This is a genomic window from Methanosarcina barkeri MS, assembly GCF_000970025.1.
GTDB lineage: Archaea > Halobacteriota > Methanosarcinia > Methanosarcinales > Methanosarcinaceae > Methanosarcina > Methanosarcina barkeri.
On sequence record NZ_CP009528.1, the window covers coordinates 4279717 to 4292768 of the forward strand.

10 protein-coding genes and 1 tRNA gene are annotated in these 13052 nt (G+C 40.4%); 10 read left to right on the forward strand and 1 reads right to left on the reverse strand.

Annotated features, from left to right (window positions below):
• Window positions 1-79: 79 nt before the first annotated feature.
• From MSBRM_RS17580 to MSBRM_RS17600, 5 genes are all read left to right on the forward strand, one after another.
• Window positions 80-2101, forward strand: coding sequence for a hydantoinase/oxoprolinase family protein (locus tag MSBRM_RS17580; RefSeq protein ID WP_048156528.1), 2022 nt, complete (start codon window positions 80-82; stop codon window positions 2099-2101).
• 151 nt (window positions 2102-2252) lie between these two features.
• On the forward strand, window positions 2253-4181 hold the full coding sequence (locus MSBRM_RS17585; RefSeq protein ID WP_048122317.1) for a hydantoinase/oxoprolinase N-terminal domain-containing protein: 1929 nt from the start codon (window positions 2253-2255) through the stop codon (window positions 4179-4181).
• Window positions 4182-4330: 149 nt separating this feature from the next.
• Window positions 4331-5116 carry a helix-turn-helix transcriptional regulator gene (locus MSBRM_RS17590; RefSeq protein WP_048122319.1) on the forward strand — a complete coding sequence of 262 codons (786 nt, stop codon included), beginning with the start codon at window positions 4331-4333 and terminating at the stop codon, window positions 5114-5116.
• Window positions 5117-5711: 595 nt separating this feature from the next.
• Window positions 5712-6704, forward strand: coding sequence for an IS701 family transposase (locus tag MSBRM_RS17595; RefSeq protein ID WP_048155834.1), 993 nt, complete (start codon window positions 5712-5714; stop codon window positions 6702-6704).
• 170 nt (window positions 6705-6874) lie between these two features.
• Entirely contained in the window at window positions 6875-7663 is a 789-nt protein-coding gene (locus MSBRM_RS17600) for a helix-turn-helix transcriptional regulator (protein ID WP_048122321.1), read from the forward strand.
• Between the two features lie 264 nt (window positions 7664-7927).
• Here the strand turns inward: MSBRM_RS17600 and MSBRM_RS17605 are convergent.
• Window positions 7928-7999, reverse strand: a tRNA-Arg gene (locus tag MSBRM_RS17605).
• Between the two features lie 173 nt (window positions 8000-8172).
• Between MSBRM_RS17605 and MSBRM_RS17610 the strand changes: the two genes are divergently transcribed.
• From MSBRM_RS17610 to MSBRM_RS17630, 5 genes are all read left to right on the forward strand, one after another.
• Entirely contained in the window at window positions 8173-9357 is a 1185-nt protein-coding gene (locus tag MSBRM_RS17610) for a redox-regulated ATPase YchF (RefSeq protein WP_048122322.1), read from the forward strand.
• Window positions 9358-9510: 153 nt separating this feature from the next.
• Entirely contained in the window at window positions 9511-10185 is a 675-nt protein-coding gene (locus MSBRM_RS17615) for an undecaprenyl diphosphate synthase family protein (RefSeq protein WP_048122324.1), read from the forward strand.
• Window positions 10186-10218: 33 nt separating this feature from the next.
• The gene (locus tag MSBRM_RS17620) at window positions 10219-10725 is read left to right on the forward strand and encodes a DUF5817 domain-containing protein (RefSeq protein WP_048122326.1); all 507 of its coding nucleotides are present in this window, start codon (window positions 10219-10221) and stop codon (window positions 10723-10725) included.
• A 548-nt stretch (window positions 10726-11273) separates the two neighbouring features.
• Complete coding sequence (locus tag MSBRM_RS17625) at window positions 11274-12245, forward strand: DUF128 domain-containing protein (RefSeq protein WP_048156531.1); 972 nt, start codon at window positions 11274-11276, stop codon at window positions 12243-12245.
• Between the two features lie 9 nt (window positions 12246-12254).
• The gene (locus tag MSBRM_RS17630) at window positions 12255-12917 is read left to right on the forward strand and encodes an MBL fold metallo-hydrolase (protein ID WP_048156535.1); all 663 of its coding nucleotides are present in this window, start codon (window positions 12255-12257) and stop codon (window positions 12915-12917) included.
• Window positions 12918-13052 lie beyond the last annotated feature (135 nt).

Below are 13052 nucleotides of genomic sequence, written 5' to 3' on the forward strand. Positions count from 1 at the left end.
TCTGAATTAAAAGTAGTCTGAATTAAAAAATCGTATGGAAATCCCGGAAGTTATATATAACTCCCAAAAGAGGTTAAAAATGCACTTTAGTCTTGGAATCGATGCAGGGGGCACTTATACTGATGCCGCTATCATTAGAGATTCAGATGGATCTGTGATAGAATCCAGTAAAGCGCTAACTACATACCCCGATCCTCTCCCTGGAATGAAAAACGCTATTGATGCGCTGAACCCGGAGCATCTTAAAGATATTAAACTGGTATCTGTATCTACAACCCTGTCTACAAATACCATTCTGGAAAGTACGGGGTTTCCGGTAGGGTTAATCATGGTAGGAGATTATATTATTCCTGAGAAACTTCCTACAGACTACTGGATAGCGGTTTCTGGTGGACATAACAGTGACGGAGAAGAACTGAAGGCTCTTGACCTTGACTCAGTAGAAGAATTTGCCCTCAAGGTAAAAGATAAGGTTTCGGCTTTTGCAGTTTCTTCATATTTCAGTAACCGTAACCCGGAACATGAGCTTGCTGTCAAAAAAGCTGTAAAGGAACTTACAGGTCACCCTGTGGTGTGCGGGCACGAACTTTCACAGGATCTTGGAGCCTATGAAAGGGCTATAACTGCATTTCTTAACGCCCAGTTAATTCCTATTACTCACAAGTTTATCCAAGCTATAGTTAAGGAGTTCGAAATCCGGGGTATAAACGCAAACCTGCTGATGCTGAAATGTGACGGATCGGTAGTGGGAATAGAAGAAGCCCTGGAAAAGCCCATTGAGACAATATTTTCAGGGCCTGCCGCAAGCCTTGTTGGGGCATCTTATCTGAGCAGACTCGATACCTGCGCTATGATCGATGTTGGCGGCACGAGCACGGATGTAGCCATGATGGAAAACGGGCTTCCCCAACTCAGCAATATGGGTGCCGTTGTCGGAGGCTGGCAAACCCGGGTAAAAGCAATTCGTATGGAGACCTCTGCAACGGGAGGAGACAGCCATATCTGGGTGAAAGGCGACAGAATTTATATAGGCCCTCGTCGGGTAATTCCACTCTGCCGAGCTTCGGTCATATACCCCGGTTTCAGGGAAAAACTGAAATCGAACAGGGTTGCAAAAGGGTATCTCTGCGAAAGCATTCAGGTAACAAAATTTTATGTCAGGACCGGCTTCAAACCTATCGAATTGAAGGCAGGAGAGAGGGAAATATACAAGCACATCGGAAATGAGCCTGTTTCCTTCGGTGACCTGCTCATAGCCCTGAAAAAACGTCCTTCCCCATCCATTCTGGACTCATTAGTCAAGAAAAGGTTAATCCAGGCAATAGGCTTTACGCCTACCGATGCCCTTCATGTACTTGGAGAATATACCGAATGGGATGTAGAGGCTGCAACAATCGGAGCTTCCATGCTTGGGAGGATAGTTAAGCAGAGCCCAGAAACTTTCAGTGCGGAAGCAAAACACAAGGTTGCGCGAAATATTGCCGAAGATCTTATTGCCTATCTTATAGAAGGAATGCCTAGAAACGAGATTGACAGGGTTCTTCTCGGAAGGAACTATACCCGTTTTAGAGTTGAAATTCCTGTGGTGCTTCTAGGAGGACCTGTAAAAGCATATGTTGAGAATCTCAAAAACCTGATTAATGCTGACTTCATAGTTCCAGAGTACGCTGATGTTGGCAATGCTGTCGGAGCTCTTGTCGGTAAAGGAATTAAAAGAGTAGAGATTCTTATAAAAACAAAAGTTATAAAAACAAAAGTTATCAAGTCTCTTGAAGTTGAGGCTGAAAATATAGATAATGAGGCTCACGAGAAATGCACTGCAGAAGAGATCTTGCCGTATCAAACTAAAAACGAGTTCATCGTCTTTTCCCCATCTGAAAGAAATAAATTTGAAAGCTATAGTGAAGCAGTTGAATTCGCAGAAAAACTTGGAAGACAGCTTGTTATGGACTACATGGTGAGTGCAGGACTTCAAAAGGAGAATATAAAAATAGACGTAAGTCGGAAGCATCTAGCTCCGAGCGGCTGGACTGATGTGCCCCTGGAAACAAAACTTGTTTTCGTAGGAATAGGAATCCCAAAAACTACGATTACAGCTTGATAGGATAAGGATAAATTAGTACATCCAGCCGATATTATAAACAGAAATATATATCTTGAGAATAATTTTATAAATCCGGATAAAAAAGATGTATACAGCTAAAAAAGGACCTTAATTGTGTAATATAAAGTAAAAATGGGGCTGTTTTGACATGCAATATAGTCTGGGTATTGACGCAGGCGGAACCTATACCGATGCCGTAATTTTAAGAGATTCGGACAGCCGGATCCTTGATACCAGCAAGGCAATTACTACCTATCCGGACCTTATGGTCGGAATTCGAAATGCAATTGATAAACTGAATCCGGAACATCTCAGCAAAGTAAAGCTAGTATCGGTTTCCACAACCCTGTCAACAAATACCATTCTCGAAAAAACAGGGTATCCTGTTGGTCTGATCCTGGTAGGGAACTATACCGTCCCAAGAAAACTTCCAGCAGACTACTGTATTAGTGTAAAAGGAGGACATGATAGCAATGGAGATGAACTGCAGCCTCTGGACCTTACTGCCGTAGAACAATTTGCAATAAGCCTGAAAAAGAAAGTCTCCGCGTTTGCAGTGTCTTCGTACTTCAGCACAAGAAACCCGGAACATGAGCTTAAAGTAAAGGAGATAGTTCTTAAATTGACAGGACATCCTGTGGTTTGCGGATATGAATTATCTCAGGAGCTTGGAGCTTACGAACGGGCAGCTACAGCCGTCTTAAACGCCCAGCTAATTCCTATAACCTACCAGTTTATCCATTCCATCACTGCCGAAATAAAGAAAAGAAAACTTGATGCGAAAATCCTTATGCTGAAATGTGACGGTTCGGTTATAGATATAAAAAGTGCAAAACTGCGTCCCATTGAAACAATATTCTCAGGCCCGGCTGCAAGTATTAAGGGAGCTTCTTATCTCTCAGGACTGGACACCTGCGCCGTAATCGATGTGGGAGGGACAAGTACGGATGTTTCCATAATAAAAAATGGAGTTCCTGAGCTTTGTGAGAAAGGAGCAGTTGTAGGAGGCTGGCAAACCCGCGTAAAAGCAATAAGAATGGAGAGTTCAGCAAACGGGGGAGATAGCCATGTGTGGTTTAAGAAATGCATCAGGATAGGTCCAAGACGGGTTATGCCTCTTTGCGTTGCTGCTGTGCGGTATCCTAATTTTAAAGAAAAACTTGAAAAGACCCCCGTGCCCCTGAGGACCATGCTCAGTGAACATACTCAGCCCACAAAATTTTTTGTCAGCACTGGAGCAGACCCTATTGATCCTACAGAAAGCGAAAAAAAGTTACTTGAGATTATAAAAGATGAACCTCTTTCGATCTATGGAATTTTAAATAAAATGAACCGGTTCCCCTCTCCAGCAGTCCTTGATTCATTGATTCAGCAGCGTGCGATCCAGGCTATAGGCTTCACACCAACTGATGCCCTGCACGTACTTGGGGAATATACCGAATGGGATGTGGAAACTGCCCAGATTGGAGCCAAAAAACTTTCGCGTTTTACTCTAATGGGAGTTCATGCTTTTTGCAAAAAAATAAAGCAGCAGATTGCAAAAAATATGGTTTACAGCCTGATGTCCTTTATTCTGGAAGGCAGGGGAAAAGAAGGAATAAAGAAAATGCTGGAGGAAGACGTTCCTGTTCAGTATAAATTAAATATTCCCATAGTCCTGCTCGGAGGCCCTGTAAAGGCTTATTATGAAGAGATTAAAGGCCTCATAGATGCAGAGGTTATAGTTCCTGAGCAGGCAAGCGTAGGAAATGCAGTTGGAGCTCTAGTAGGAAAAGGAATTAAAAGAATTGAGATAATTATAAGACCATCTTCAATGGAAAATCCGGACCAGAATTTCCTGGTATTTACCCCTGCGGGAAGGAAGAAATTTGAGCAATATAGTATGGCAATAGAATATTCCCATAAAACCGGTGAAGAGCTTATTCTGGATTCAATGAAAGATTTTGGACTTCCGGAAGGCTCAATAAAAATAAGCACAAATATGGAATACCTTTCTCCACCTGGCTGGAAACATACGCCAATGGAGACAAAAATGATTTTTGTAGGGATCTGTAACCCTGAGATGTTAACTAATTAGAGATAATATTATATATTATTTATATATAAAAGTTAAATTAAAAAACCGGAGAAACGCTCAATTTGAAAATAAACAGCCAGAGAACCAGCCTGCCGGAAAGAAGGATCGGCTACAACTGCAAATTACTGAATAACAGGAAGTAAGAGAACATGGATTCTTCACTTATTGATCTTGTTTTCCGCTCCGATAAGAGAAAAAACCTTCTTATATTGCTGGATAGCGGCTCAAAAAATATTGACGAAATCAAGAACACACTGGATGTTACAGCCACCTCGATCCTTCCCCAGATAAAGAAACTGATAGATCATGATCTTATTGTCCAAGAAGACAAAAGGTATAAGCTCACAGTCCTGGGAGAGTTTATTATCAAGAAGATAAAGCCCCTGATAAGTGCTCTTGATGTAATTGAGAAAAACAACTCATACTGGACAAGTCATGATCTGAATGGAATTCCCCGTCATCTTTTGGAACGTATATCCGAACTGGGGGATTGCACCTTTATAGAACCCGACCTGAACCATATATATGAACCTTCTCAAGAAATAATTGACAGTATGGCCAATGCAAAGCATGCTTCTACTTTTGCTTCTTATTTCAACCCTGCTTATCTCCCCCTGTACGTTGAGCTTGGCAGAAAAGATGCCGAGCTGTCCCTGAATTTTAATCAATCTGTCTGGAACTACCTATCAAAAGAACACTCAAATATGATCGATGAAGTAATGGGCATGGACAACGTAAGCCTGTATGTTTCAAAAGAAGGAATAAAGCTTACTGAGATTACCGTAACTGATAGGACAATGATGCTGGGTCTTTTTGATAAAAATGGGAAATTCGACCAGCAATTCATTATAAGCTCCGAACCCAGCGCCCTTTTATGGGGTCAGGAGCTGTTTGATTATTTCAAGAGACTTTCCAGACAGGTAAACAAGATATGATTTGAAAAGATGAGTATCTAGTGCTTCGATTCCAAACTAAATTTTTTATTTGTTGGAAAAATCCGTCATCGTCAGATCTATTAAAAAGTTAAGTTTTATGAACCTATTTCGGAATCGCAGTAATAGATAATCTCCGACTACCTCCAAAAACGAGAACGATATGGTAAAGTAAGAAGATATGTGCTTTAAAAGAATTTCCATGCAGAATTTTTCAAGTGACTTATTAAAAGGTAATGAAAAGTAATTATAACTTATTAAAAGGTAATGAAAAGTAATTATATTTAGAAATAATATTAAGATATTATGATATATTATTTATGACATTGTGATGTATAAAAAATGGTAATTACCTTTGTATCCTAACTATAAACCCCAAAAATCCCAAATATAAATCTAAACCTAAAAAAATTCCGAATATAAACCTAAAAATCCCAAATATAAACCTAAACCTAAAAAAATTCCGAATATAAACCCAAAAATTCCAACCCCATAAAGATCCTTTATCTCATAGGACTTACGCAGTTAAAATGCCGAAAACTTGATATCTTTATAAATATACTTATGGCTTAGTGTTTCTCTAAAAACGTACGGAGTTATGGACATAAATCCACCTAAGTGTACCGACATTGACTACATTAATTTTCTCATTGCGGCTTCTAACGTTTTTAGCTGTACTGAAGCTGCTAGATGTTATCCAGACATAGCTAATGCTCCTTCTCATGATGCTTTTACTCGTTGCCTTCAAAGGCAACCTCCAGACACGGAAGCACTATGGGAGGAAGTAAAAAGTTATGTCAAGCTTAAGGGAGGATACCTAATTGTTGATGATTCAACATTAGATAAACCATACGCAGAAGAAATTGCTTTTGTTCGTCGTATGTGGAGTGGAAAACATCATCGTACTGTAAAGGGAATAGGCCTGGTTACCTTAGTTTGGACTGACGGTACAACCGTTATACCTATCGATTTTCGAATTTATAACATCGATGTAGACGACAAAACAAAGAATGACCATTTCCGTGATATGCTTGACAAGGCCGAAGAACGTGGTTTTAATCCCAAATTCGTTTTATTTGATACATGGTATGCAAGTGTGAAAAACCTTAAAGCCATTAGACAGAAAGAGTGGCATTTCCTTACAAGATTGAAAAATAATCGTTTGGTAAATCCTGACAACAAGGGAAATGTGCCACTTGAAACAGTAGATATTCCTCCAAAAGGACGTGTGGTTCACCTCAAAGCATATGGATTTGTAAAGGTGTTTAGGATAGTTTCAAAAAATGGAGACACGCAACACTGGGTTACAGATGTGCAAGAGATGGATGAAGCAAAACGTGAAGATTTGGCAAAGAAGTCATGGAAAATTGAGGAATATCATAGGGGAATAAAACAGTTCTGTGGTGTCGAAAAATGTCAGGCAAGAAAGGAAGAATCACAAAGAGCACATATAATGTTCTCATTAAGAGCTTTTCTTAGACTGGAATTACAAAGAATCAAAAGTGGAATATCCTGGTTTGAAAGTGCTATGAAAATTAGAAGAGTGGCAGTGACAGAATACTTAAGGAATCCCCAATACACGTTAAATTAATTCAAATATTTGAAAGTTTGGAAAAAACAATATGCTAGGAGCCAACTGCGTAACTCCTATCTCATTAAAAATTACAATGGCAAGGATAAAGGTAAAAAGTTCAGAGTCTTCTAGTATAGAGATATATATGATGTCACATATAACAGGTGAGACCTAAGAGAGGGAATCAGATGGATTCATCATTACTGGATGTTCTCTTTCTTTCAGAAAAAAGGAAAAATCTACTTTTATTACTTCTGGACGGACCCAAGAACATCGAAGAAATCAAAAATACGCTTGATGTCCGCTCGAGCCCAATAATGACTCAGATAAAGATACTGATGAAGCGGGATCTTATTGTTGAGAGTAACAGACTCTATAAACTTTCCAGTATCGGCGAAATTCTGGTTCCGAAGATGAAAACAATTCTTGAAACATTCAACGTTTTTGATAAAAACCACGATTACTGGATAAACCAGGATATGACATCAATTCCTCCTGAGTTTCTCGACGAGATCGGAAAGCTTGGGAACTATATTGAAGTAAACCCTGACCGAAACCATGTGTTTGAATATCCAAAAGAAGTTGTAAAATATCTTTCAGAATCAGAGAATGTTAGGATTTCATCCTCCTTTTTCCTACCCATCTATCCGTCCCTATGTATAGAGCTTGCAGCAAAAGGCACGGACATAACCCTGGTGTTTACAGAATACGTTTATGATAGAATGCTCAATGACTACAAGAAGGAACTTGAACATTTCCTGAACCTGAAACATACCAAACTCTATGTCTGCAATAATAATAATATGAAAATTGCTTCAAGCATAGTCACGGAAAAGTTCATGGCGCTTTCCCTCTTCTGCAACAGTGGAATTTACTACAATCATAACCTGGTAAGTTTTGATGAAAGTGCACTTAGATGGGGAAAAGACCTTTTCAATCACTACAAGGGTATAGCGAGACCCATTACCAAAGTGTAAAAAAATCGCGATATCAATTATTTCCATCTCACTTTACTATGGAATACTTTATTTCTGTTTTTTCTTCAATTCGTGATTCTTGGCCTCATCAATAAAAAGGCATGTGTCCAGTAATTTTATCAAATTGATTTTTATCCTGTACTGCTAAAGCAGTCAAATATCTTTCCAGGCGTAAAGTATTCCATTATAAAATTGAAGCAAAGAAAGAATCAAAAGAGTAAAATGAAAATCTAATAGATAACAGAACTTTAAAATAAGAATTTACGTCCCGACTGAGACTTGAACTCAGGTCTAAGGCTCCGCAGGCCTCAAGGATATCCACTACCCTATCGGGACAGAAGCGAGCAACACTGATAAGCACATTCAAGGATATAAACTTTATTCTTCAAGAGACGACTTAACCCCTAATTTGCAGTTCTGACCTCGGCTCGGAAGTTGAGGAAAAAATCCTATTTCTCTAACATCACTATCAATAAAGATTAAATGCAACAAGTTCGTTTTTATAATTTATGTCAATGACTATAGGACTTGCGGGAAAACCCAATGCGGGAAAATCCACTTTTTTCAAAGCTGCTACACTTGCAGATGTTGAAATTGCAAATTATCCTTTTACAACTATTAATGCTAATCACGGAGTTACCTATGTGCGGGTTGAATGTCCCTGCAAAGAAAAGGAAAAGAGATGTGGAAAGTGTGTAGACGGGGTGAGGCTCGTCCCGATTGATATAATTGACGTTGCTGGACTTGTCCCTGATGCATACAAAGGAAGGGGACTTGGGAATACTTTTCTGGATGAACTTAGACAGGCTCAGGCAATTATTCATGTAGTAGACGCCTCAGGCGGGACTGACGCTGAGGGCAACCCTGTAGATATAGGAGATCATGACCCTCTTGAAGATGTAGCTTTCCTGAACAGGGAAATCACAATGTGGCTTTATGGCATTCTGGAAAGAAACTGGGTTAAACTTGCGAGAAAAATTCAGGCCGAAGGGCTCAAGCTCGAAGTTGTAATTGCAGAACAGCTTGCCGGTGCAGGAATAAGAGAATCTCATGTGAATGCAGCTTTGATAGAAACAGGGCTTGCAAGGCTGGACCATGTTAAATGGAACGAAGAAGATATGATCCGGCTCTGCGACACAATGAGAGAGATCAGCAAGCCTATGCTTATCGCCGCAAATAAATCTGACATCGCCTCAAGAGAAAACCTGGACAGGCTTAAAGACCTTGATAAAATAGTAGTCTCTGTAAGTGCAGCAGCCGAACTGGCACTTAAGTCTGCAGCAAAAAACGAGCTTATTAAATACAGTCCTGGAGACCGGAAATTCGAAGTGCTTGGTGGAGACCTTACAAAAGCCCAGAAAAAAGGGCTCGAAGCTATTCATAAAGTGATTGCGAGACTTGGCGGTACAGGTGTCCAGGAGTGCATAAACAGGACTGTCTTCGAGCTTCTGGACCTCATTGTTGTATACCCCGTAGAAGATGAAGGAAAGTGGTCCGATAAAAGTGGGAATATGCTTCCTGATGCCTACCTTATGAAAAGGGGTTCTACCTGCCATGATCTTGCTTACCAGATACATACTGACATCGGAGACAGATTTTTATACGCGGTAGATGCAAGGACAAGGCTCAGGCTTGGGGAAAAGCATGAACTGAAAAACGGTGATGTAATCAAGATCGTATCCACTGCAAAGTAAATAAACCCAATAATAGACTCGATAGACCTGAAAAATTTGTCATTTGGAACAGATCATACGGAACAGGTCTGGAAAGAATTATGAAGTTGAGATGAATAACAGAAAAGATGAAATAGTGGATTGCTTTAGCTTGTCAGGGAGGATATTTTTCAGATGGATTTACTTTCTTTTGCATACCCGGTCTATGAGAGGTACCTGACCTGGCAAATAGCCAGAGAATTTTCAAATATTCCCAGGCATGTAGCAATCATACTCAAGGAAACTGACCTTTTTGACCCTGAAGGAATCGAGAGGCTCACATCCACACTTAACATTTTTAGAAAATTCAAGGTCCAAATTGTGAGCGTCTATGTAGACATCCTGAAAACTGATCCGGCTTTAAAAGCCGAAGTCATATCAACGCTCAAAGCAAAGCTGGAAAAGAACTTTTCGAGTCTGCATGCCGGCACAGGTTATAGAATATATGGCGCTGACGGAGAAGTAAATAGCATTGCTCCCGGAAATGATTTTCTTGTTTATGTATCACTGGGATTTGGGGGAAGAGATGAAATTATGAGGGCTGTACTGACAATCCTTGAGGAAGTTAAAGCAGGGACTGTCATGCCTGAAGAAGTGGACGAAAAAATGCTTGAATCTCATCTCCTTGTCAACCACGAGCCTGATATCATGATCCGTTCGGGAGGGCAGAACCTTTCGGATTTCCTGGTGTGGCAGTCAGTTTATTCGGAACTTTATTTTACAGATGTTAACTGGAAAGATGTACGAAAGGTCGATCTGCTGAGAGCTATGAGGGACTATCAGAAAAGAAAGAGAAGATACGGAAGGTGAGTTGAGCTGGAATTTGGACAAAAGCACAAAAATATGCGCTACGCAGTAATTGTGTGCCCGAAATGCCGACAGCATGCCCAGATCACAGAAACCGGAAAAAAGACCCTGAAATGCCAGCATTGCGGCACTCTCCTGCAAACCCGAAAACTGAAGGTATTCCACTTTTCCGAAGATCTCGAAGACGCAGTGATTTTTCGAACTCACCTTCAAGCTGAAATCTCCGGAAAAGTCAACGAAAACTTTTCACTAATCTCACCTCCCAAAAAGTATGAAACCTCAATCTTCAAAGCTAAACTCCCAGTAAAAAACCTCAAACTCCCCGAAAAAAGCCCTTCCAATCCTTTCCCTATAAAAAAAGACCCAAAATCAATTTTTATAGAGATTCTGAACACCACTGGTGGAAAAATAGAAAAAGAAGAACTTAAACAGAAAGCTCTCGAAAAAGGAATAACTCAAGAAAAATTCGAAACACTTCTCAAAAACCTCCTGGAAGCAGGAGAACTTTACTCCCCCCAACCAGGAATTATAAAAATTGTATGAAGGATATAATTAAACACAGCCACCTTCATATAACCCAGTATAACCTTAAACCCCCCGAATTCTAGAACCAAAATAAAATTCGGATAAAGCAGCCCCTGGGTGAGTTAAAAATCAACTTTTCTTGACCATAAGTTTGCCCTCATGGCTTATTTAAAACACTTTCATTATAATTCAACCCTCTTAAGCGCAACCGTTGCGCCGGTTGATCACACAGTAACAACGTTTTCGATCAAACCTTTTTAAAACGGCTGCAGGTAAATCAGCCCTTTTCAGCAAATTGAAAAACAATTTATCTTGACCATAATTCAGCCCTCTTGAGCGTAGCGAAAAGGGCTCCGTCCTCCCGAGACGGGACTCGGGGACGCGATTAGGGAGATAAAATATATTAACTACGAAAAGATTTACTATAATTGAATATAAATAAGAACTAAATCGGTTTTGGGCAAGCCAGGAGAGAACAGGCTTTACTCAGAGCTTATTTGAAAATTATAAAATTTTGTCACAATCAAGTCAATTCATTTTTATTGTAAATCATAACGGTGTTAAACATGATGGATCCGCAAATTGAGCGAAAACTCATTGAAATTATGAGGGTAATTCACGAGAGTGACAAGCCTATAGGTGCCCGGGCAATAGCTGATGAACTTAATAACCGGGGCTATGATATAGGAGAGCGGGCTGTCCGCTACCATCTGAGGATCCTGGACGAGAGAGGGTTCACAAGCAAACATGGATATGCAGGACGTACACTTACCGAACTTGGAGAAAGGGAGATGAATGACGCCCTCATCGCAGACCGGTTTGGCTTTGTAATATCCCGAATAGAAGAGATGGCTTTCAGAACAACATATAACCCCGCGACCAATGAAGGAGTAGTGCCTGTAAATATTTCATACTTTGATAAGGACGATTTAGAGACTGTTATTGAGTTGATTTCATACACTGCACACGAAGGGTATATGATAAGCCCAAGAGTGAGAGTCATCGAAGAAGATGAAGAACTGATTTCCCTGCCTCCCGGAAAAGTTGGAATAGCTACGGTCTGCAGCGTTGCTTTTGACGGGCTCCTTCTCAAAGCAGGCATCCCTGTGGAACCTGCTTACGGCGGAATTCTTCAGATAGAAAATCGAAAACCTGCACGGTTTTCAGATTTGATTTCCTACAGTGGGACTTCAATTGACCCGATACAAATTTTCATGAGCAGAAAGACCACTTCTGTCCTTGACGTGCTTGAAAAAGGGGAAGGGAAAATTCTTGCCAATATGCGACAGATCAACTCCTCGGCTCACGACAGGGCTAAAGAAGTTATGAAAAATGTAGAAAAAATGGGCCTTGCGGGTTATTTCCCTCCGGGAGAAGTTGGTGAAACTTTACTTGGAGCTCCCGTTGAAACCGGGAAGTTCGGAATCGCAATCGTAGGAGGCATTAATGGCATCTGCGCCCTTGAAGAGACCGGAATTAAAATGGAGACAAATCCTGTTTCTACTGTTATGGAATATAAAACCATGACAGAAATCTGAGGAATCCAAATGTTCAGGCTTACTGTAATTTATGACAACAAAGCAAGTCAGGGTTTTACAGGAAGCTGGGGTTTTGCAGCTCTTATTGAAACAAGTCGTGAAACCCTTCTTTTTGACACAGGATGGGATGGGCCTCTCCTCCTGAGACATATGAAGAGGCTAAACATTGATCCAGCAGGCATCGGAAAACTAATTCTTTCTCACCAGCACTGGGACCATATAGGAGGCCTTCCTGAGGTTCTTCAGGCAAATCCCGGGCTTGAGGTATATGTTCCTACTTCTTTTTCGGAGAATCTGAAGAACGAAATAAAGAAACGGGCAATGCTGATCGAAATAAAAGAGCCTGTAGAAATCTCCCAGTGTATCAGGAGTACAGGGGAACTTGGAGATAAGGTGAAGGAGCAGGCTCTTATTTTGGATACGGGAAACGGATCTTACGTACTTACAGGCTGTGCTCACCCCGGGCTTGCCGCAATCCTGGATACTGCCAGTCGTTACGGAAAAGTAAAGGGAATTCTAGGGGGTCTTCACGATAACGAGGAGTTTGAAAGACTGAGAGGGATGGAACTCATTGCAGCAGGGCATTGTACCGTTCATAGAGAAAAAATAAAAGAGATATTTCCGGCAAAATTTGTTGAAATCAAAGCCGGTCTGCGCTTGGACCTGGAATAAATTAAAATATTTGGTTATGTAGAAATTCTTTGAAATAAAGAATATACAATTATTTAAACTGAATTACCTGAGATACTTTTGCACATTCAATATAGATTTAGTCAAAGCTAATTAGATAGGTTTTGTACAAAGACA

Excerpts from the sequence above, each read along its gene's own strand:
- MSBRM_RS17580 (WP_048156528.1), top strand. The coding sequence starts at position 80 with ATGCACTTTAGTCTTGGAATCGATGCAGGGGGCACTTATACTGATGCC.
- MSBRM_RS17585 (WP_048122317.1), top strand. The coding sequence starts at position 2,253 with ATGCAATATAGTCTGGGTATTGACGCAGGCGGAACCTATACCGATGCC.
- MSBRM_RS17590 (WP_048122319.1), top strand. The coding sequence starts at position 4,331 with ATGGATTCTTCACTTATTGATCTTGTTTTCCGCTCCGATAAGAGAAAA.
- MSBRM_RS17595 (WP_048155834.1), top strand. The coding sequence starts at position 5,712 with ATGGACATAAATCCACCTAAGTGTACCGACATTGACTACATTAATTTT.
- MSBRM_RS17600 (WP_048122321.1), top strand. The coding sequence starts at position 6,875 with ATGGATTCATCATTACTGGATGTTCTCTTTCTTTCAGAAAAAAGGAAA.
- MSBRM_RS17610 (WP_048122322.1), top strand. The coding sequence starts at position 8,173 with ATGTCAATGACTATAGGACTTGCGGGAAAACCCAATGCGGGAAAATCC.
- MSBRM_RS17615 (WP_048122324.1), top strand. The coding sequence starts at position 9,511 with ATGGATTTACTTTCTTTTGCATACCCGGTCTATGAGAGGTACCTGACC.
- MSBRM_RS17620 (WP_048122326.1), top strand. The coding sequence starts at position 10,219 with ATGCGCTACGCAGTAATTGTGTGCCCGAAATGCCGACAGCATGCCCAG.
- MSBRM_RS17625 (WP_048156531.1), top strand. The coding sequence starts at position 11,274 with ATGATGGATCCGCAAATTGAGCGAAAACTCATTGAAATTATGAGGGTA.
- MSBRM_RS17630 (WP_048156535.1), top strand. The coding sequence starts at position 12,255 with ATGTTCAGGCTTACTGTAATTTATGACAACAAAGCAAGTCAGGGTTTT.